18 protein-coding genes are annotated in these 20,898 nt (G+C 60.2%); 16 read left to right on the plus strand and 2 right to left on the minus strand.

The annotated features are described in order from the left end of the window. Nucleotides 1-14 precede the first annotated feature (14 nt). Both thrC and BLU11_RS01950 read left to right on the plus strand, forming a co-directional pair. Nucleotides 15-1,421, plus strand: coding sequence for a threonine synthase (gene thrC, locus BLU11_RS01945; protein WP_090271800.1), 1,407 nt, complete (start codon nucleotides 15-17; stop codon nucleotides 1,419-1,421). Between the two features lie 397 nt (nucleotides 1,422-1,818). Continuing rightward, complete coding sequence (locus tag BLU11_RS01950) at nucleotides 1,819-2,253, plus strand: CopD family protein (RefSeq protein ID WP_090271801.1); 435 nt, start codon at nucleotides 1,819-1,821, stop codon at nucleotides 2,251-2,253. A 26-nt stretch (nucleotides 2,254-2,279) separates the two neighbouring features. Here the strand turns inward: BLU11_RS01950 and BLU11_RS01955 are convergent, their stop codons facing one another. Then, nucleotides 2,280-2,759 carry a DUF2231 domain-containing protein gene (locus BLU11_RS01955; protein WP_090271802.1) on the minus strand — a complete coding sequence of 160 codons (480 nt, stop codon included), beginning with the start codon at nucleotides 2,757-2,759 and terminating at the stop codon, nucleotides 2,280-2,282. A 90-nt stretch (nucleotides 2,760-2,849) separates the two neighbouring features. On the opposite strand from BLU11_RS01955, the gene coxB reads away from it, so the two are divergent. The 9 genes from coxB to BLU11_RS02000 all read left to right on the plus strand — a co-directional run bounded on the left by coxB (nucleotide 2,850) and on the right by BLU11_RS02000 (nucleotide 12,353). Then, nucleotides 2,850-3,512, plus strand: a complete 663-nt coding sequence (gene coxB / locus BLU11_RS01960; protein ID WP_090271803.1) for a cytochrome c oxidase subunit II — start codon at nucleotides 2,850-2,852, stop codon at nucleotides 3,510-3,512. After that, the gene (gene ctaD / locus BLU11_RS01965; protein WP_090271804.1) at nucleotides 3,505-6,009 is read left to right on the plus strand and encodes a cytochrome c oxidase subunit I; all 2,505 of its coding nucleotides are present in this window, start codon (nucleotides 3,505-3,507) and stop codon (nucleotides 6,007-6,009) included. The genes coxB and ctaD overlap by 8 nt, the downstream gene beginning before the upstream one ends. A 9-nt stretch (nucleotides 6,010-6,018) precedes the next feature. After that, the gene (locus tag BLU11_RS01970; protein WP_090271805.1) at nucleotides 6,019-6,363 is read left to right on the plus strand and encodes a hypothetical protein; all 345 of its coding nucleotides are present in this window, start codon (nucleotides 6,019-6,021) and stop codon (nucleotides 6,361-6,363) included. A 26-nt stretch (nucleotides 6,364-6,389) separates the two neighbouring features. Continuing rightward, nucleotides 6,390-7,187 (plus strand): cytochrome c oxidase assembly protein, encoded by a 798-nt coding sequence (locus BLU11_RS01975; protein ID WP_197674245.1) that lies wholly within the window; start codon nucleotides 6,390-6,392, stop codon nucleotides 7,185-7,187. Beyond that, nucleotides 7,184-7,768 (plus strand): exopolysaccharide biosynthesis protein, encoded by a 585-nt coding sequence (locus BLU11_RS01980; RefSeq protein WP_090271807.1) that lies wholly within the window; start codon nucleotides 7,184-7,186, stop codon nucleotides 7,766-7,768. Before BLU11_RS01975 ends, BLU11_RS01980 begins: the two co-directional genes overlap by 4 nt. Nucleotides 7,769-7,856: 88 nt before the next feature. After that, a complete protein-coding gene (locus tag BLU11_RS01985) occupies nucleotides 7,857-9,395 on the plus strand; it encodes a glucan biosynthesis protein G (RefSeq protein WP_197674246.1) in 1,539 nt (512 codons plus the stop codon). Between the two features lie 14 nt (nucleotides 9,396-9,409). Then, the gene (locus tag BLU11_RS01990) at nucleotides 9,410-9,691 is read left to right on the plus strand and encodes a hypothetical protein (protein WP_090271808.1); all 282 of its coding nucleotides are present in this window, start codon (nucleotides 9,410-9,412) and stop codon (nucleotides 9,689-9,691) included. Then, nucleotides 9,691-11,805, plus strand: coding sequence for a glucans biosynthesis glucosyltransferase MdoH (gene mdoH / locus BLU11_RS01995; RefSeq protein ID WP_197674247.1), 2,115 nt, complete (start codon nucleotides 9,691-9,693; stop codon nucleotides 11,803-11,805). The genes BLU11_RS01990 and mdoH overlap by 1 nt, the downstream gene beginning before the upstream one ends. Nucleotides 11,806-11,861: 56 nt before the next feature. Further along, a complete protein-coding gene (locus BLU11_RS02000) occupies nucleotides 11,862-12,353 on the plus strand; it encodes an MgtC/SapB family protein (protein WP_090271809.1) in 492 nt (163 codons plus the stop codon). Between the two features lie 22 nt (nucleotides 12,354-12,375). Here the strand turns inward: BLU11_RS02000 and norR are convergent, their stop codons facing one another. Continuing rightward, complete coding sequence (gene norR / locus BLU11_RS02005) at nucleotides 12,376-13,935, minus strand: nitric oxide reductase transcriptional regulator NorR (RefSeq protein WP_090271810.1); 1,560 nt, start codon at nucleotides 13,933-13,935, stop codon at nucleotides 12,376-12,378. A 159-nt stretch (nucleotides 13,936-14,094) separates the two neighbouring features. Here norR and hmpA point away from each other — a divergent pair, with 159 nt between their 5' ends. From hmpA to lysS, 5 genes are all read left to right on the plus strand, one after another. Next, nucleotides 14,095-15,273, plus strand: a complete 1,179-nt coding sequence (gene hmpA / locus BLU11_RS02010) for an NO-inducible flavohemoprotein (protein WP_090271811.1) — start codon at nucleotides 14,095-14,097, stop codon at nucleotides 15,271-15,273. 154 nt (nucleotides 15,274-15,427) lie between these two features. Then, nucleotides 15,428-15,967 (plus strand): YaeQ family protein, encoded by a 540-nt coding sequence (locus tag BLU11_RS02015; protein WP_090271812.1) that lies wholly within the window; start codon nucleotides 15,428-15,430, stop codon nucleotides 15,965-15,967. A 5-nt stretch (nucleotides 15,968-15,972) separates the two neighbouring features. After that, on the plus strand, nucleotides 15,973-17,691 hold the full coding sequence (gene recJ, locus BLU11_RS02020; RefSeq protein ID WP_090271813.1) for a single-stranded-DNA-specific exonuclease RecJ: 1,719 nt from the start codon (nucleotides 15,973-15,975) through the stop codon (nucleotides 17,689-17,691). A 129-nt stretch (nucleotides 17,692-17,820) separates the two neighbouring features. Beyond that, a protein-coding gene (gene prfB / locus BLU11_RS02025; RefSeq protein WP_157718505.1) for a peptide chain release factor 2 occupies nucleotides 17,821-18,916 on the plus strand; the annotation gives its coding sequence in 2 pieces (ribosomal slippage) (nucleotides 17,821-17,892 and nucleotides 17,894-18,916; 1,095 coding nt in all). Nucleotides 18,917-18,980: 64 nt separating this feature from the next. Beyond that, entirely contained in the window at nucleotides 18,981-20,483 is a 1,503-nt protein-coding gene (gene lysS, locus BLU11_RS02030) for a lysine--tRNA ligase (protein ID WP_090271814.1), read from the plus strand. Nucleotides 20,484-20,898 lie beyond the last annotated feature (415 nt).

Below are 20,898 nucleotides of genomic sequence, written 5' to 3' on the forward strand. Positions count from 1 at the left end.
AAAGGTTTGGACAAATGCGTTATATCAGCACCCGCGGCCAGGCGCCGGCCCTGAATTTTGAAGACGTACTGCTTGCCGGTCTGGCGTCAGACGGCGGCCTGTACGTCCCCGAGAACCTGCCACGCTTCACTCAGGAAGAGATAGCTTCCTGGGCTGGCCTGCCGTACCACGAACTGGCTTTCAATGTGATGCGCCCCTTTGTTGCCGGCAGCATTTCCGATGCCGACTTCAAGGCGATCCTCAAGGATACCTACGGTGCGTTCGCGCACAGTTCGGTTGCGCCGTTGCGTCAACTGGATGCCAATGAATGGGTGATGGAGCTGTTCCACGGCCCGACGCTGGCATTCAAGGACTTTGCCCTGCAGCTGCTGGGTCGCTTGCTGGATCACTTCCTGACCAAGCGCGGCGAGCGTGCGGTGATTCTCGGCGCCACATCGGGTGACACAGGTTCGGCCGCCATCGAAGGTTGCCGCCGTTGCGAGAGCGTGGATATCTTCATCCTGCATCCGCACAACCGGGTGTCCGACGTGCAGCGCCGGCAGATGACCACCATCGCCGGTGACAACATCCACAACATCGCCATCGAAGGCAACTTCGATGATTGCCAGGAGATGGTCAAGAACAGCTTTGCTGATCAGGGCTTCCTCAAGGGCAACCGGCTGGTCGCGGTCAACTCGATCAACTGGGCGCGGATCATGGCGCAGATTGTCTACTACTTCCATGCTGCCCTGCAGCTGGGTGGCCCGCAGCGTTCCATGGCGTTTTCGGTACCGACCGGCAACTTCGGCGATATCTTTGCCGGTTATCTGGCGCGCAACATGGGTCTGCCGATCAGCCAGCTGGTGGTGGCCACCAACCGTAACGATATCCTGCACCGCTTCATGAGCGGCAATCGCTACGACAAGGACACGCTGCATCCGTCCCTGTCGCCGTCGATGGACATCATGGTGTCGTCCAACTTCGAGCGTCTGCTGTTTGATATGCATGGTCGCAACGGCGCCCTGGTCAAGGAGCTGATGGAGAGCTTCAAGCAGACCGGCAAGTTGTCAGTGGAAGACGAGCGCTGGACCGAGACTCGTCGTCTGTTCGACTCGCTGGCGGTGGATGACGAAGCGACCTGCGCGACTATCGCCGAGGTGTACCGTGATTGCGGCGAACTGCTTGATCCGCATACGGCGATTGGTGTGCACGCGGCGCGCGAATGCCGTCGCAGCATGAGCACGCCGATGATCACCCTGGGTACGGCGCATCCGGTCAAGTTCCCGGAAGCGGTGCGCAAGGCCGGTCTGGATGAGCCGCAATTGCCGGCGCATCTGGCAGACCTGTTCGAGCGTGCGGAGCGCTGCACCGTGTTGCCGAACAGCCTCACCGATATCCAGCAGTTCGTTGCTGCCCATGGTAATCGGGGCAAGCCGCTGTAATCTGCGCCCGTGTGCCGCGGCAAACTGCTTACCGATCGATCCCACGCTCCGCGTGGGAATGCATGCAGGCACGCTCTGCGTCCCAATCCCACCGCGGTGCTGGCTGCCAGTTCGGACGCAGGGGCGTCCACGGCGCGGGCTACCACACAGAGCGTGGGAGCCATCAAAACCGAGTGCTGGCTCCCTACTTGATCGTTCCACGCTCTGAGCGAGAATGCCTTCCATTTCCCCAACGCCTGTAACTTCCTGCAACGTCCTACGCCAAATTCGCTGGCACCAACCACCGACTCCCGTTGTCCGACATTTCAGGGAGGCGTTGAACAATTCCAAACCGTCTCCTCAGCCTCGCTTCCCGGCCAGGTTCACTGACTCGTGAGATGACAGGAGTTGACTCCGAATGCTCTGGTTTCTGGTGCTGCATATCATCGCCCTGGTGTTCTGGGTGGCCTCACTGTTGTATCTGCCGGCTTTGATTGCCGGTCATGAAGCTCGCCGTTCGCCGGTGGAAGTGCGTATCAACCCCCACAACTCGATCGAACGCTTCGTCTTTACTCGTATCGCGACGCCCGCTGCGCTGCTGGCGATCATCGCCGGCACTCTGGTGTTCGTGGTCGATGGCACTGTGGACGGCTGGCTGGTGGCCAAGCTCACGGTAGTGACCGCGTTGGTGGTCTGCCACGTTGGAGTGGGGTTGCTGGTACTGAAGATGGAACAGAAGGCAGAGCATCCGCTGCGTGGCTGGTGCATCACTGCTGCGATGCTGATATGTACGCTTTTTTCACTGATTCTCTGGCTGGTGTTGGCCAAACCATCAGTAGAGCTGCCGCTATGAAACCCATGTCGCGACAGCGCAGTCATTCACTCCGGCTGAGTCGGTTCCGGCGCTTCTTCGAAGTCCACCCCAACGGCGTGGTCATAGACCAGTTGGCCGCCGAGCAGGCTGGTGGCGCCGATCGCCAGACCGCTGAGTGCCGACAGGAACAGTCCCCACGGCAGAATGGCCGCATCGGCCTCACCAATACGCATCAGCCAATTCAGCGAGGCCAGCGACAACAGCATCACCGCCAGGACCGCATGACACCAGGCGGTGATCAGCCGGCGAATCTTGCGCACGATGAGCAGATCCAGCAGGCCGACGGTCCCCGATATCCAGCCGCCGACGGTGCCCACCCCGGCCAGCCAGAGGCCGGCCCGAGCCCAGAATTGGTCGCCCGTGAGTACATAGCCGATATCCGTGCCGATCAACCCGATCAGCGCGGCGACGGGGAAATGGATGAGCATGGGATGGATCGGATGGCCGCCAATCGACATCTTGCTGGCGATGGACTCAGACATCATGCAGTGGCTACTCCTGTTAATGAAAATGCACCGGCCTGCAGCCGACAAGGTCCCTCAAGCGTAGCATCCTGCGCCGGGGTCGGCCTATCGATGCTGTTGGCAGGTTGCAGTGGACCCTATTCGGCTCTGGACCCGGCCGGGCCTTCTGCCGCCGGGGCTGCCGGCCTGTGGTGGGCGATGGCCGGGTTCTCTGTGATAACGCTGATCGTGTTGGTACTGCTGTGGCTGCATGCCCTGCGTCGGCAGCCGGGTGAGGTGTCGAATGAGCAGGCGCAGCGCATCCAGAATCGCTGGGTCATCGGCGGCGGGTTGATTCTGCCGATTGCCAGTATCACCGTATTGCTGGCGTTCGGCATTCCCATCGGGCATCGCATGTTGCCCTTGCCGCTGGCAGAGGGTGAACCGCTGCGCATCGATGTTACCGCGCGGCAATGGTGGTGGGATGTCAACTACCCGGGCAGCGAGATCCGATTGCGCGATGAGTTGCACATCCCGGCGGGCATGCCGGTGGATCTGCACCTGACCAGTGAGGATGTCATCCATGCTTTCTGGGTACCCCGGTTGGGCGGAAAACTGGACATGCTGCCGGGGCGCACCAACGTGCTGCGCCTGCAGGCGGATGAGCCGGGCGTGTATCACGGCCAGTGCGCTGAGTTCTGCGGTACCGGTCATGCACATATGAAATTCACCGTACGGGCCCATGCACCTAACGAGTTTGACGCCTGGCTGGAAGGAGCAACGGCTGATGAGTGAAGAGCAGAAACATAACGCGCAGCTGCATGAAGACTTTGATCGGGTCTGGTCCAACCTGCCGGGTATTGGTCAGTTGGCAGCAGTGAACCACACGTCAGTGGGGCTGCGCTTTATCGTCACCGGGCTATTCTTCTTCCTGGTCGGTGGTGTGCTGGCCATGCTCATGCGTACCCAATTGGCCTTGCCGGAGCAGGATATCGTCGGGCCTGAACTGTACAGCCAGCTGTTCACCATGCATGGCACCTTGATGATGTTCCTGTTCGCCATTCCGATTCTGGAAGGGGTGGCGATGTACCTCATCCCGAAGATGGTCGGTGCCCGCGATCTGGCATTTCCGCGGCTCGGTGCCATGGGGTACTTCTGTTATCTGTTCGGTGGGCTGATCATCCTTTCGAGTCTGGCTCTGAGCATGGCACCGGACTCGGGCTGGTTCATGTACACGCCGCTGAGCAGCAGCACCTTTTCGCCCGGTCCGGGATCGGATTTCTGGTTGCTGGGTATTACCTTTGTCGAAATTTCCTCGATGACCGGGGCGATCGAACTGGTTATTTCCATCTTGCGCACCCGGACCAATGGTATGAGCCTGCGGCAGATGCCCATCTTCTGCTGGTACATCCTGGCGATGGCCTTGATGATCGTCTTCGGTTTTCCACCGCTGATTCTTGGCAGTATTCTGCTGGAACTGGAGCGGGCTGCCGGCCTGGTGTTCTTCGGCGTGGCCGGCGGTGGTGATCCGTTGTTGTGGCAGCACTTGTTCTGGTTGTTCGGCCATCCGGAGGTATACATCATTTTCCTGCCGGCGGCTGGTATCGTTTCGACCCTGATTCCGGTCTTTTCCCGTCGGCCAATTGTCGGTTACCGCTGGATTGTATTGGCGGTCATTGTCATGGGGTTCATCAGTTTCGGGCTCTGGGTGCACCACATGTTCACGGTGGGTATTCCGCAGTTGGCGCAGGCGTTCTTCTCCATGGCCAGCATGCTGGTGGCAATCCCCACCGCGATCCAGATATTCGCCTGGCTGGCCACGCTCTGGACCGGGCGGGTGGTATGGAATCTGCCGATGCTGTGGATTCTTGGTTTTCTGATCATCTTCGTGGCGGGGGGGCTGACCGGGGTGATGCTGGCGCTGGTGCCGTTCAATTGGCAAGTGCATGACACCCATTTCGTGGTGGCGCACATGCATTACGTGCTGGTCGGCGGCATGCTGTTTCCGCTGATCGCCGGTCTGTATTACTGGATGCCCCATGTATCCGGACGCATGCCATCGGACTTGCTGGGACGCTGGGCGTTCTGGCTGGTGTTCATCGGTTTCAACATGACCTTCCTGCTGATGCACCTGACCGGACTGCTGGGCATGCCGCGCCGGGTGTATACCTATGAGGCGGGGTTGGGCTGGGACTGGCTCAATCTGCTGTCATCCATTGGCGGCTTCGTGATGGCGATTGGTATTGCCATGTTCCTGCTGGATATTTTTCTACACTTCCGTTTCGGTCGCGTCGCTCCGCGTAACCCCTGGGGTGCGGACACGCTGGAGTGGGCGGTCGCCATGCCGGTAACCACCTACAACTTCATCAGCTTGCCGGATATTCGCAGCCGCCATCCGCTGTGGCACAACCCACAGTTGCCGTTCGAGATAGAAGAGGGCAAGCACGCCATGGCCTTCATTCGCCACGAACGGCGGGAAACCTGGGGCTCGGACGCCGTCACCGGGCGCGTGCGCGAGGTTATCCATTTGCCGACCAACTCCTGGATTCCATTGCAAGCCGGGCTGATACTGGCGGTGGTCTGTTTAAGTCTGCTGACCAAGTTCTACTGGCTTGCCCTCGGCTCGGCGGTGGTCGCTGCCGTCATCATGCTGCGTTGGAGTTGGGTCAACGGAGCGCATCCGCAGTCGGCGCCGGTACACGAGGATGATCCGGTGGACCCGCCACTGCATTCACGGACCTTCGATGGGCCAGGGCGCTGGGGCATGCTGGTGACCTTGATGGCCAACGGCTCGCTCTACGCCTCGCTGCTGTTCGGCTGGTTCTATCTATGGACCGCCGCGCCGCAATGGCATGCGCCGGAGCAAGGGCCGCTGGCGTGGACGCCGCTACTGGCCAGCGGCGTGCTGTTGAGCCTGGCGGTGGTGACTTTCCAATGGTTGACCCGACAGCTGCGCCGAGGAGTAACCGCACGGCTGCAATCGGGTCTGTGGCTTGTTGCCGCCATGGGGCTCGCGCATGTGGTGCTGCTGACATGGCTGGCACTGGCTGCGGACCTGTCGCCGACAAGCTCGGCGCACGACGCGGTGCTGGCGGTGATGCTGGGCTATCTATTATTCCACGGTGCCTTGGCGGCGATATTGACCGCCATGCAGGCCGTACGTGTGCGCTGTGGTTATGTGGGTGCGCATCTGCCCTATGAGCCGCTGGTGTTGCAGCCGTTCTGGAGCTATACGCTGGGCGTGTTCTGGCTCAGCTTTGCTGCTTTCATCCTGCTGCCGATGGCTTGGTAAGGAGTGCCCATGACTATCCCGCCCTGGCATCCTCTGCATCTGATCATCGGCCTGACGGTCTGGGCCATCTGGTTCGTAGTGCTCTACGGCGGACTGTCGGTCGCATGCGAGCTGGTGCCGCCCGATCCCGCCCAAGGAGCGCTGACCTGGCTCAATGCCCTGTTGTGGTTCTCCACGCTGCTGGTAACTGTGTTGCTGGGCGTGGCGGCCTGGCGCTGTGCCCGTGTCACCCCGGATGATACCCAGCCGAACCGGCGTTTCATTGCGCGCACTTCGGCGGCGCTCTATTTTCTGTCGGCCTTCGCCACCCTGGTATTGGCGGTGCCCACCTGGTTCCTGCCGCCATGTGTATGACAACCAGAACCCTAGTGATCGGGCTGATGCTTGGGATGCTTAGCCCGGCGGCGCTGGCCCATAGCCCGCTCAATAGCGACGGTGCCGATCTGATCAGCGCGCTGATCAGCGTCGGTATGTTGTCTACGTTCTGGTTGCTGTTTCTGGTCGGTCAGCTGCGTCGCCCGACCCGCTGGTGGCAGTCGCTATGCTTTCATCTGGGTTCGGCGATCTGTCTGTTTGCCATCGCCGGTCCGCTGGATGAGTGGGCCGAGACCAGCGCCTCCGCTCATATGACGCAGCACATGCTGTTCATGGTGGTGATTCCGCCATTGTGGGTGTTGGCCCAGCCCCTGGCGCAGATAATCAGCAGCGGCGGTCGACTGGTACTGCCGGTATACCGCGGATTGCTCAGACTGGCCGCCTGGCCGATGGCCATGGCCTGGGTGCACGGTCTGATCCTCTGGTTCTGGCACACCCCGTATTTTTACGTTCTGGCGTTGGATAATCCCTGGTGGCATGCGGTGGAGCATCTGATGTTCATTCTGTCTGCCGGGTTGTTCTGGTGGTCGGTATTGCAGAGCCGGCACTCGGGAGGGCCCTGGGCGTTGCTGGCATTGCTGTTCACGCTGATGCATACGGGGGTGCTCGGCGCGATATTGACCTTCGCCCAGGCGCCTTTTTATGGCGATGCCCGCGACTTGCAGGATCAGCAACTCGCCGGCCTCATCATGTGGGTCATCGGCGGCTTGCCCTATATAGCTGCATCAGCCTGGATCGGGCTGCGCTGGTATCGGCAGCTGAATCGGGAAATGCAGCTGAATGCCACGGAGAACCGCACATGAAGCAGAAACTGAGCAGTCTGGAACAGCTGCTCGATCGTATGGATGAGGCCGGGGAAGGAGAGGAGCATGTCTCCCTGGACATGCTGATGGACACCATCGGCAAACGTTCCTTCGGCCCGATACTGCTGCTGATTGGTCTTATCCTGATAACGCCCCTGAGTGGGATTCCGACTTTACCGTCGACCATGGGGGTCGCGGTGTTCCTGATCGCCTTGCAGATGCTGGTGCGGCGCAAGCATATCTGGCTGCCCGGCTGGATCCTGCGGCGCAAGATCAAGCAACAGAAACTGGCCAAGGCTTCGCAATGGCTGCGACGCCCTGCGCGTTTTATCGATCGGCTGGTGAAGCACCGGCTGAATATTCTGGTAGAAGGGCCAGGCAGTTGGCCGATTGCACTGGTCTGCCTGCTGTTGGCAGTGACCTTACCGTTATTGGAGCCTGTGCCGTTTGCCGCGAGCAGTGCGGGAGTGGCATTGACCTGCTTCGGATTGGCGATGATCGCTCACGACGGCCTTCTGGCGCTGCTGGCCTATAGCGCCACGCTGGGTATCAGCGGGCTGGTTGCCTACAGTTTTCTGTGAAGGGAACTGTCTCGCGGGTTGGCGACCTAACCTTCAGAACTGAAACGCAACGGTGTTCTACCGTTCACGGATCTACGGAGACTGCAGGATGATATTGAAGCGTTTGGCGTGCTCGTTGCTTTGGGTAATGCCTCTGGCTGTCGAAGCACAAGAGTTTCAGTTCCAGACCGTTATCGACAAGGCTGAGGTGCTGGCAGGCAGTGCCTGGAAAGCGCCTAAGCAGGTTCCCCGGTTTCTTCAGGAGTTGAGCTATCACGATTACCAGGGCATCCGCTTCAAGCCCGAAAGCAGTTTGTGGCGGGAGGATGAAGCGCCCTTCAGTGTGATGCTGATACCGCCGGGTCTGTTCTACCAGCATGCGGTGGGTATCAACATCATCGAGAATGGTGAGGCCGAGCCGCTGGCCTTTGACAAGACCCAATTCAGTTACCCCAACAGTGAAATCGAGAAGCTGATGCCCGCTGACCTGGGGTTTGCCGGTTTCAAGCTGACCTTTCCCTTCGATGCGCCGGATATCCACAACCAGTTCCTGGTGTTTGCTGGCGCCAGTTATTACCGTGCGGTGGGCCGGCATAATAATTTCGGCCTTTCCGGGCGCGGCGTTGGGGTCAATACCGGCCTGCCCAGCGGTGAGGAGTTTCCGGCTTTCACCGAGTTCTGGCTGGAAAAGCCCAGCGCGGACGCCAAAAGCCTGACCTTCTACGGATTGCTCGACGGCAAGAGTCTGGCTGGTGCCTATCAGTTCACCGTTACCCCAGGCGATGAAACCAGCATGCAGGTCAAATCGGTGCTGTTCCCCCGGCAGGAGATGGAATTAGCCGGTATCGCACCGCTGACCAGTATGTTCTATTACGGCGAGAATACCCTGAGGCCGGATGGCGAATGGCGCCCGGAAGTGCATGACAGTGATGGTCTTCTGCTGCATGACGGCGCCAGTGACGAATGGTTGTGGCGCCCGCTGAACAACCCCGCCACGCTGACCATGGATTACTTCGCTACCGAGCAATTGCGCGGCTTCGGCCTGATCCAGCGCGATACCGATTTCCGCAGCTATATGGATGCCGAAGCGGGTTATGGCACACGGCCCAGTGCCTGGGTCGAACCGGAGGGCGACTGGGGCCAGGGCCATGTGGTGCTTACTCAACTGCCGACGCCGGACGAGACCAACGACAACATAGTGGCGTTCTGGACACCCGACACCAAGCTGCAGGCGCAAGGCCCGCATACTTTCTCCTATACCGCCCATTTCGGTGCGGCTGACGTGGCGGGCAGTCCCATGGCTCGGGCGGTGGACAGCTATCTGGGTGATGGCAAGCGTATCGGCGGCGGCGATGCCGAAGGGGCAGTGCGGGTGATCGTCGACTTTGCCGGAGGGCCGCTGGATGAGCGTGCTGCGGACGCCCCGGTCACCGGCGACGTGACTGCGCTGGAAGACGGCGAACTGATCGAACATTTTGTGGAATACGTGCCGGCGCTCGAACGCTGGCGGTTATCCATGCTGGTACGTCCGGTGCCCGATCGACCCTTGTCGCTTCGTGCCTTCTTGCATGAAGGCGAAGAGACCTTGAGCGAAACCTGGACCTATCAGCTCGCGCCAGGCAGTGATGTATTGAATGTCATCAATTAACCGCGGGAGACAGCATGCGTGCAACCGTATCTGAAGTCGCATTAGGCCGCGTGCTCGCCTGGCTGCGCTGGGCGGGCCGGGATCTGACGCCAGATCTTGAGCGCGCCGCCCTGCAGGCCATGGCCGACAGCGTCGCCGAAGGTTCTACCGATTTGTTCGGCGCCTGTATGCAGCGTCTGCAGGCCGGCGGCGAGCTGGCTGCCGCTGATCGTCGCGCCCCCCCTGGCAGTCAATGTCCGGCTGCGTCGGTGGCTCCGCCCTTGCGGCGGGGCAGTATCGGTTATGGGGAATATTGATGATGTCGATAGCCACCCAAACTCATGTTGTCGATAACGCCAGGGGCCGGAGCCGCTGGTGGACTGCGGCTCTGCTGCGTCGCAGTTGCCTGTTGATACTGGTTCTGGGGCAGACGCTGGTGGCCAGCTGGTTCATGTTGTCGATCTTGCCTTATAAGGGCGGCAACGGTGTGGAAATCGGCATGTTGGTGCTGTTCGCCATCCTGTTTGCCTGGATATCCTTCGGCTTCTGGATTGCTGTCGCCGGGTTTGTCCTGCGGCGCCTGGGTGGCGACCGGCATTCGCTGCTGCGCCAGCAGGATTCAGCTGCCCTGAATGCGACACCGCTGGCACGTACTGCTATTCTCATGCCTATCTATCACGAGTCGGTGGAACGCAGCCTGGGCGGGCTGAGCGCGGTCTATCGCAGTCTCGAGCGCACCGGCCAACTGGAACACTTCGATTTCTTCATTCTGTCTGACAGTCGCGACCCGGAGGTCTGGCTGCAGGAGCAGGCCGCCTGGGCGAAATTGGTAAAGGAGCTGGGCGCCGAGGGCCGATTGTTCTATCGGCGCCGCAAACTCAATCTGAATTACAAGAGCGGCAATGTCGGTGACTTTCTGCGGCGCTGGGGACGTAATTACGACTACATGGTGGTACTCGATGCGGACAGTCTCATGGGCGGCGAAACGCTGGTGAAGCTGGTTCAGCTGATGCAGCGTCATCCGGCGGTCGGCATTCTGCAGACCAGTCCCGAATTGCTCAATGGGCGCTCGCTGTTTGCCCGGGTTCAGCAGTTCTCCAGTCAGCTCTATGGTCCCTTGTTTACCACCGGGCTGGCGGCGGTGCAGCTCGGTGAGGCGGCGTTCTGGGGGCATAATGCCATTCTGCGGATCCAGCCTTTCATGACCCACTGCGGGCTGCGTAAGCTGCCCGGGTGGGGCTTGTTTCGCGGCCCGATCATGAGTCATGACTTTGTCGAGGCGGCCTATCTCGGGCGCGCTGGATACGAAGTCTGGCTGGAACCGGGTTTGCAGGATAGCTGGGAAGAATCACCCCCATCGCTGGTGGACGAGCTGACCCGGGACCAGCGCTGGGTCAAGGGCAACATGCAGCACCTGTGGTTGATGCTGGGCAGCCGTAAGCTCAGGTTTGCCCACCGCATGGCCTTTCTCAACGGCATCATGTCCTATCTTGCATCTCCTCTGTGGTTGGCCTTTCTGGTGTTGACTACCGTCGCCACCACTCGACTGGTGCTATGGCCGATCAACTATTTTCCCGATCCGTATCAACTGTTTCCGCTGTGGCCGCAATGGCAGCCCTATCGTGCCGCTACCCTGGTGGTTTGCACGCTCGGTCTGTTGTTTCTGCCCAAATTTCTGGGGCTGGCGGACGTTGCGCTGACGCAGCGGGTGCGTGCCTTTGGCGGCTTCTTCCGGCTGCTTGGCAGCGTGTTCCTGGAGATTGTCGTGTCGGCCTTGCTGGCGCCGATCCGCATGTTGTCCCATTCGCGGTATGTCGCCGAAGCCCTGTCGAACGTGAACCTGCGCTGGGCAGGGCAGAACCGGACCAGCGAAACCGGCTGGCTTGAGGCATTCATCTATCAGGCCCCCGGCTCGATTCTCGGGTTGGCCTGGGCGCTGTTCGCGTTGTGGCTCAAGCCGATGTTTTTCTATTGGTCGTTGCCGGTCGCGCTACCGTTGATTTTTGCTGCGCCGATTTCCGTGATACTCAGCCGAGTGCAGCTCGGTCAGCGTCTGCGGCGTCGCGGCTGGCTGATGACCGGCGAGGAGGCCTTTGGCTCGAAGCTGCTAGAGGACATGGCGCGCAGTCCGCTGACCGGAGCGCGGCAGCCCGGCTTCTGCGAGTCGGTCATTCACCCTGGTCATAACGCATTGCAGGTGGCATTGGGGCGTACTGCTGCGCCGGGGCTGCGGCGTCAGCGACTGGATAGACTATGTCAGCGTTGTCTGAAGCAGGGCCCGGAAAGTCTTGACCGTACCGAGCAGAACTTGCTGGCACAGGACTCTCAGGCCATGGCACAGCTGCATCGCCAGGTTTGGCGAGTCGCGCCGGGGTCGGTCTGGGGGCGATTGCTGCACCGGGAGATCCTGCGTCAGCCGGCAAGCCGGTGAACAATAAGCTGAATGCTATGCTGCAGTCGTGCAGCTGACGAGGCGAAAGCAGGCCAATGGATGTTTCCGAGATCATACTGACCACCCTGGTCAGCGAATTTTCCGACCTGACGGATATTGAGCAGGCCACCCGTGTCACCCTGCGTCTGTTGCTGGCGGCCTTGCTCGGTGGCCTGCTCGGCTACGAGCGCGAAACCCACGGCAAGGCCGCCGGCATACGCACGCATATGCTGGTGTGCACGGGCGCGGCCTTGTTCGTGCTGGGCGCGGAACTGGTTGGTGCTGGTGACGACGCCATGAGCCGGGTGGTGCAGGGGATTGTCGCCGGTATCGGCTTTCTCGGTGTGGGCACCATTATCAAGGGTGACAATATGAGCTCGGTCAAGGGCCTGACCACCGCCGCGGGGGTCTGGATGACCTCGGCGGTCGGCGTTAGTGTGGGGCTTGGTCTGGAAGCTACCGCCGTGTTTGCAACGCTGCTGATGCTGTTCATTCTCAATGTGCTGCCGCATTTTTTCGAGGGCGCGGATCGCAAACGCGACCCTTGAAGCCTGACGCCAGGTCGCGCTTTCAAACCTCCAGACGTTTCACCAGTCGGGAAAAGTTGCCACGGTCCACGCCCAGGGCCTCGGCGGCGCGGCTCTGGTTATGGGCATGGTTTTCCAGGGTCTGACGGATCAGCTCCACCTGAAACGCTTCGGTGGCTTCGCGCAGGGTCTGGCCGGCCGGAGGGGGTAGGGTATCGGCAGCAGTCGGGCTGGTTCGGGGCGCGCCAGTCCGATGTGCGATATCCATCGATGAGCTGTTCAGCTCCAATAGCTCAGCCGTGACGGTCAGCAGGCGACGGTTGCCATCCTGGTCAGCCTGCGCCTTGAGGACGGCTCGACTGATCATATGCTCAAGCTCGCGCACGTTACCCGGCCAAGAGTAGGCCAGCAATGCTTCGCGGGCACTGGCATCCAGCCGCAGACCACGCAGGCCGATACGGCGTCGATTCTGTTCGAGAAAATGCCCTGCCAGCAGCAACACATCCTTGTGTCGTTCGCGCAGGCTGGGTACCGCGATGGGATAGACCCCGAGTCGATGATAGAGATCGGCACGAAAGCGTCCTTCCGCCACTTCCCGGTGCAGATCGCGGTTGCTGGCGGCGATGATGCGGACATCCACCTGATGATGGTTGTCGCTGCCGAGGCGCTGCACCTCACCGCTTTGCAGTGCGCGCAGCAGTTTGGGCTGAACCGTCAGCGGCAACTCGCCCACCTCATCAAGAAACAGCGTACCGCCGTGGGCCAGCTCGAACTTGCCGACACGGCTTTGCACCGCGCCAGAGAACGCGCCGCGGGTATGGCCGAACAGCTCGCTTTCAACCAGGCTTTCCGGCAGCGCCGCGCAGTTGAGATAGATCAGCGGTGCCCGGGCTCGATTTGACCGGGCATGCACCCCTCTGGCCACCAGTTCCTTACCGACCCCGGTTTCGCCGGTGATCAATACGGCCAGGTCGGAGTGGGCGACCATCTCGATCTCTTTCTGCAGCTGCTGCATGGCTCGACTGCGGCCGATCAGTTCCTGCTGCCCATCGGCGATCAGCGCCTGGGTCGTCGCCTGATGGTGCTCAGTGCGGCTCTGCAACTGAGTGGTCAGCTCGGTGACCCGAATCACCGCCTCGCTCAACCGTGCCAGATAGCGCAGCTCACCCGGGTCAATCTGGTCGAAGGCGTTGGCGTTGAGCGCGTCCAGTGTCAGCACGCCCCAGGGAACACCCTGCAGATACAGTGCTATGCCCAGGCAGTCATGCACATGCAGGTCGCCTTCAACACTTTTCAACAGTCCGTCATAAGGGTCTGGCAGCGGTGAGTCTGCAGCAAAACGCACCGGTTCGTGGCTGAGCAGAATCTTGGCCAGCCGCGGGTGGTCATCGGTGACGAAATGGCGGCCCAGGGTGTCGGTGCTCAGGCCATCCACTGCCAATGGAATCAATTCGCTGCCGCGCAGTTGCAGGAGCGCTGCTGCATCGCAGGGCAGCAACTGGCGGATGGTCGTCAGCAGTTGCTGGAAGCGTTCAGCAGGGGCCAGTTCCTGAGCCAGGGCGGTGATCACGCCGAGCAACGGGTAATGTGTGGATGTTGTCATATATACAATCTGATTGTTTTTTATACATCGGGTGCGGTGTTGTTATTTTTACACAGATCCCGCGATAGTCCAGGGATTGCGGTGATTATTGCCGCTGGCACGATACATGCTCTGGATCAGGTGCCTTGATTTGAGTCAATTTCCAACAAGAGAGCAAAAATGCTATCCCAGAACAGTAAAGACATCATTGCCGCGACCCTGCCGGCGGTACGTGAGCATGCCGGCACCATCACCGCGGTCTTCTATCCACTGATGTTCGAGCGCTACCCGGCAGTAAAGGCCTACTTCAACGAAGCGCACCAGCGTCAGGGTACGCAGCCACAGGCATTGGCCAATGCCGTGGTCGCCTATGCGGGCAATCTGGATCGGCTGGAACTGCTGGGCGATGCGGTTTCCTTGATCGTACAGAAGCACGTGTCGCTGAATATCCAGCCGGAGCATTATCCGATTGTCGGCGAGTGTTTGCTGGCTGCCATCAAGGAAGTGCTTGGCGATGCTGCCAGTGACGCGGTTCTGGGTGCCTGGGGCGAGGCCTACGGTCAGTTGGCCGATATCCTGATAGGCGCCGAAGAAGAACGTTACCGGCAGAACGAGCAGAAAACCGGTGGCTGGCGCGGTGAGCGGCGTTTTGTTGTCCAGCGCAAGGAAGTCGAGAGTGAGGTCATCACCTCCTTCTACCTGGTGCCCAGCGACGGCGGTACGCTGGCTGAATTCATGCCCGGCCAGTTCACCTGCGTTGTGGTGGATATCAATGGCAGAAGCCTGCGCCGCAACTACTCGCTGTCCGACCGTCCCGGTCTTGGTCATTACCGGATCAGCGTCAAACGCGAAGCAGAAGGGGAGGTTTCCAACTTTCTCCACGACCAGGTACAGGTCGGTGATGAGCTGAATCTGACGGCGCCCAGCGGCAGTTTCGTGCTCAACCAGCAGCAGCGACCATTGGTGTTGCTGACCGGTGGTGTGGGTATCACTCCGGCCATCAGTATGCTGCAGCCGGCGCTGGAAAGCGGTCGTCAGGTGCACTTTCTGCATGGCGCTCTGAACAGTCGTACCCATGCCTTCCGCGCCCATGTCGACGCGCTCGCGCAGCAACATGACAACCTGAAGATCAGCTATGTCTACAGTGATCCGCTGGAGGATGACCAGGCCCATGGCACCGGTTTCTTCGACCAGCAGAAACTCAGCGCGATGTTGCCCGACAGTGCAGATGTGGATGTCTATTTCCTCGGTCCCAAGGCCTTCATGCAGAACTGCCAGAAGATGCTGAACGAACTGGGTATCCCGGCGGAAAATCAACGGTATGAGTTCTTTGGGCCGTTGGAGGAGCTGACAGCATAATCATGCTGTGCCCCGGCGCTATTGCCGGGGTCATATCAAGATCGGGCTTCGCTTGCGGGTGGGGTCCGTTCGGTCGCCAGGGCAGTGACGATGAGCGTCGGCAAGCGATTTGCGCTACACTGCCGGCCCCTCAGATTCAGGAATACCCGGCCCCATGGCGCTCCAGTCCATCCCCTGCAAAGTCCACCTCAATATCACCGACACCGACCGCAACGTCTATGAAGATCTGCGTATCACGGTGGCTCGGCACCCCTCGGAGACCGGTCAGCGGCTGGCCTCGCGCATCCTTGCCTATGCCCTCTGGTATCAGGAACGGTTGGCGTTCGGACGTGGCTTGTCGGAAGTGGATGAGCCGGCATTGTGGCACAAGAGCCTGGATGACAGGGTCGAGCACTGGATCGAGGTCGGGCAGCCGGACGCGGATCGCCTGACCTGGTGCTCGCGGCGTGCCGAGCGGGTATCACTGCTGGCCTACGGCAGCACGCGAGTGTGGGCAAGCAAGATAGTCCCGGCCGTGGCCAGTCTGAAGAATGTGAATATTGCTGTACTTGCTCAGGAGCCGCTGGATGCGTTGGCCGGCGAGCTGGGCCGGACCATCGAGTGGAGCGTGATGATCTCCGATGGCGTGCTCTACGTCAGTGACGCTGATACTCAGCACGAGTTCGTGCTGGAGTGGTTGATGGGGGAGCGCTGACAGTCATGCGTATCGAATCCCGACTGGTTCCTGCCGAGTTGCCTTATCTGGGTGATCTGCCGCCTCTGTTGACCCGTCTGTATGCCGCACGCGGGGTGCGTTCGGCCGGCGAGCTGGACAAGAGTCTGAAGGCGTTGTTGCCCTGGAAGCTGTTCAAGGGCATGGAGCAGGCGGTGGCGGTACTGCGCGAGGCGCTGGAGCAGCGCCAATCCATTCTGGTGGTCGGTGACTTCGACTGTGATGGCGCCACCGCCAGCAGCGTCGCCGTGCTCGGCTTACGTGCCCTCGGCGCTGCCCGAGTCGACTATCTGGTGCCCAACCGGTTCGAATACGGCTACGGCCTGACGCCGGAAATTGTCGCCGTGGCCCTGGAGAGTCAGCCGGATGTACTGGTTACCGTGGATAACGGCATTTCCAGTATCGACGGTGTGGCGGCTGCCAAGGCGGCGGGGCTCAAGGTGGTGGTCACCGACCATCACCTGCCTGCGGAACAATTGCCGGCTGCCGATGCCATCGTCAACCCCAGTCAGCCCGGCTGCGCGTTCCCCAGCAAGGCGATTGCCGGCGTCGGGGTGATCTTCTATGTCCTGATGGCGCTGCGCGCCGAACTGCGTGCAAGCAGCTGGTTCAATCCGCAGCGCCCGGAACCGAATCTGGCCGAACTGCTGGACCTTGTTGCTCTGGGCACCGTGGCCGATGTAGTGCCGCTGGATGCCAATAACCGCATCCTGGTGCATCAGGGTCTGGCGCGTATCCGTGCCGGCCGTTGTCGACCGGGCATTCAGGCGTTGCTGGAGGTTGCCCGGCGCCCCGCAGAACGTCTGGTCTCCACCGATCTGGGATTCATCGTCGGGCCACGGCTGAATGCGGCCGGACGGCTGGATGACATCAGCCTGGGTATCGAGTGCCTGATGACCAACGATGAGCAGCTGGCGCGGGATATGGCCCAGGAGCTGGACAGCCTCAATCGTGATCGCAAGAGTATCGAACAGGATATGCAGAAGCAGGCACTGGCGATGCTCGATGCGGCGGATCTGCAGGAAGCTGACATGCCGTTCGGTCTTTGCCTGTTCGATGCAGAATGGCATCAGGGCGTGATCGGTATTCTTGCCTCGCGGCTCAAGGATCGCTATCACCGTCCGGTGATTGCATTTGCTGATGCCGGAAACGGTGAGGTCAAGGGCTCCGCCAGATCGGTCAGTGGTCTGCATATCCGCGATGCGCTGGATGCGGTGGCGGCGGGCAATCCGGGTTTGATCAGCAAGTTCGGTGGGCACGCCATGGCGGCAGGATTGTCGTTGCCGGCCACGCATTTCGAGGATTTTCGTGCAGCTTTTGATCGTGAAGTGCGCCGCCAGCTGACCGCCGAGGATTTGACCGGACGCCTGCTGTCCGATGGTGAGCTTGCCATGGATGAATTCAATCTGCAGATGGCCGCGCATCTGCGCGAAGCGGGCCCCTGGGGTCAGCATTTCCCTGAACCGGGATTCCACGGTGAATTCAACCTGATCCAGCAGCGTCTGGTCGGCGAGAAGCACCTGAAGATGGTGTTGCAGCCCCACGGGGGGAGTGAGGTGCTGGACGCCATCGCCTTCAACATCGATCCGCAGGTCTGGCCGAACCCGAGCATTCGGCAGGTGCGTCTGGCCTACAGCCTGGATATCAACGAATACCGTGGCCGGCAAAGTCTGCAATTGTTGGTCAGGCATCTGCAGGCCTGCTGAGCAAAAGCTGTTCCCCTCAAGCCGGTGGTCGGGACAATGGTTGTGCTGCTTCCATTCGCGACGCAGTCACTGCACGGGAGCCACGATTTCCGCTACAATGCCCCCTTTTTCCTGACGGGATTTGTCACCATGGAAATCAATCCGATTCTGAACACCATCAAAGACCTGCGTGGCCGCTCCGAGACCATCAGGGGGTATCTTTGACTACGATCAAAAACGTGAACGTCTCACCGAAGTAGAACGCGAGCTGGAAGACCCGAGCGTCTGGAACGAGCCCGAGCGCGCGCAGAATCTGGGCCGCGAGCGTGCCTCGCTGGCACAGATTGTGGAAACCCTGGATGACATGCATACCGGCCTGGGTGATGCCACAGAGCTGTTGGATATGGCGGTCGAGGAAGATGACGAAAGCGCTGTCGCCGATGTGGTCAGCGAACTGGCACAGCTGCAGACGCGTCTCGAAGCGCTGGAATTCCGCCGCATGTTCAGCGGTGAGATGGATGAGAACAACGCCTACCTGGACATCCAGTCTGGCTCCGGCGGTACCGAAGCTCAGGATTGGGCGAACATGTTGCTGCGCATGTATCTGCGCTGGGCTGATCAGAACGGTTTCGAAGCCACCATCATGGAGCTGACCGCGGGCGAAGTCGCTGGCATCAAGGGCGCGACTCTGCACATCAAGGGCGCCTACGCCTACGGTTGGCTGCGTACCGAAATCGGTGTGCACCGGTTGGTGCGCAAGAGCCCCTATGATTCCGGCAACCGTCGCCATACCTCATTCACCGCGGTATTTGTGTCGCCGGAAATTGACGACAACATCGAGATCGAGATCAACCCATCTGATCTGCGCATCGATACCTACCGGTCGTCCGGTGCCGGTGGTCAGCACGTCAACACCACCGACTCGGCAGTACGTATTACCCACATGCCGACCAACACAGTGGTCAGTTGCCAGAACGAACGTTCTCAGCACGCCAACAAGGACACCGCGATGAAAATGTTGCGGGCCAAGTTGTACGAGCTGGAAATGCAGAAGCGTTCGGCAGCATCTCAAGCCCAGGAAGACAGCAAGTCCGACATCGGCTGGGGCCACCAGATCCGCTCCTATGTACTCGACCAATCGCGGATCAAGGATCTGCGCACCGGCATCGAGGAAAGTGACTGCGATGGGGTGTTGGATGGCGACATCAACGACTTTCTTGAAGCCAGTCTGAAGCAGGGGCTGTAATTCAGCCCCTGGACCAACCGCCAAGGCGGCACGACTATCGAATTGATTTATCCAGGACATTGAAATGAGCGAACAACCGCTGAATGAGCATGCACTGCAAGAGGAAGAGAACAGCCTGATCGCCCTGCGCAAGGAAAAACTTGCGACAGAGCGTGCCAAGGGCAAGGTTTTCCCGAACGATTTCCGCCGCGACAGTCTGGCGGGCGATTTGCAGAAAAAGTATGCCGACAGCAGCAAGGAAGCGCTGGCCGAAGCCGCTATCCCGGTCAAGGTGGCGGGGCGCATCATGCTCAACCGCGGTGCGTTCATGGTGCTTCAGGATATGAGCGGGCGAATTCAGGTGTATGTCGATCGCAAGGGTCTGCCGGCGGAGTCACTGGCTGAGATCAAGACCTGGGATATGGGCGATATCATCGCTGCCGAAGGCACGCTGGCGCGCTCCGGCAAGGGTGATCTGTACGTGCACATGACGGCAGTCAAACTGCTGACCAAGTCACTGCGCCCTTTGCCCGACAAGCACCACGGTCTGACCGATACCGAGCAGCGCTATCGTCAGCGCTACGTTGATCTGATGGTCAACGAAGAGACCCGGGATACCTTCCTGGTGCGCTCCAAGGTCATTGCGCATATTCGCAAGTTTTTGGCTGAGCGTGATTTCCTTGAAGTGGAAACCCCCATGCTGCAGACCATCCCCGGTGGCGCTGCGGCCAAACCCTTCGAGACTCATCACAATGCGCTGGATCTGCCGATGTTCCTGCGGATTGCGCCTGAGCTGTACCTCAAGCGGCTGGTGGTGGGCGGTTTCGAGAAGGTTTTCGAGATCAACCGCAACTTCCGTAACGAAGGCGTTTCGACCCGGCACAACCCCGAGTTCACCATGCTCGAGTTCTACCAGGCCTATGCTGACTACGAAGACAATATGGACCTGACCGAGGAGCTGTTCCGCGAGCTGGCCGTGGCGGTGCTCGGCAGCAGTGATGTGCCCTACGGTGACAAGGTCTTCCATTTCGGCGAGCCCTTTATCCGACTGTCGTTGTTCGATTCGATTCTGAAGTACAGCCCGGATATCACTGCCGAAGATCTGCAGGATGTGGAAAAAGCCCGCGCCATCGCGAAAAAAGCCGGTGCCAAACTGCTCGGTCATGAAGGCCTGGGCAAGCTGCAGGTGATGATCTTCGAGGAGTTGGTCGAGCACCTTCTGGAGCAGCCGACCTTCATTACTCGCTATCCCTTCGAGGTGTCGCCGCTGGCGCGTCGCAACGATGAAGATCCGAACGTGACCGACCGTTTCGAGCTGTTCATCGGTGGCCGCGAGATTGCCAACGCCTATTCCGAGCTGAATGACGCGGAAGACCAGGCTGAGCGTTTCCATGCTCAGGTTGCTGACAAGGATGCTGGTGATGATGAGGCCATGCATTTCGATGCCGACTTCGTCCGCGCCCTGGAATACGGCATGCCGCCCACCGCTGGTGAAGGTATCGGTATTGACCGTCTGGTGATGCTGCTGACCGATTCACCATCGATTCGCGATGTGATTCTATTCCCGCATATGCGGCCTGAGGTTTAAGGATCAGAACCACCTGCCCATTCTTCGTGGAGCATCTGAGTGGTTCTGTGTAAGGAAAGCGGATTAGGTGGTCTGGTGTGGGTGGCGAGGTCGGGGGTGGCCTATGTCGGACACGCACAAGTACGTCCATGTAGCTCGCGGTTGCCATCCCTGGCAACCGACGGTCCAACATAGGCCACCCCCGACCCCGCTTGTATAGATTGTGCAGTGATCCGCTTTCCGGATGGTTTGATGTGGAGAGGCTGGCTTTTTCGGATGCCTGTGATTTGGTCCCAATAAAGCGCTAGCTGGAAACATTGATCCACACTGAGGCTTACGAGCCGGGTCAGGTACCGCTGGGGTCGGACCGTCGGTTGCCAGGGATGGCAACCGCGAGCTACAGGGATGTATTCATGCGTGTCCGGCCCCAGCGGTA

Origin of the sequence: Halopseudomonas litoralis (assembly GCF_900105005.1) — a bacterium.
In the GTDB taxonomy this organism is placed as follows: domain Bacteria; phylum Pseudomonadota; class Gammaproteobacteria; order Pseudomonadales; family Pseudomonadaceae; genus Halopseudomonas; species Halopseudomonas litoralis.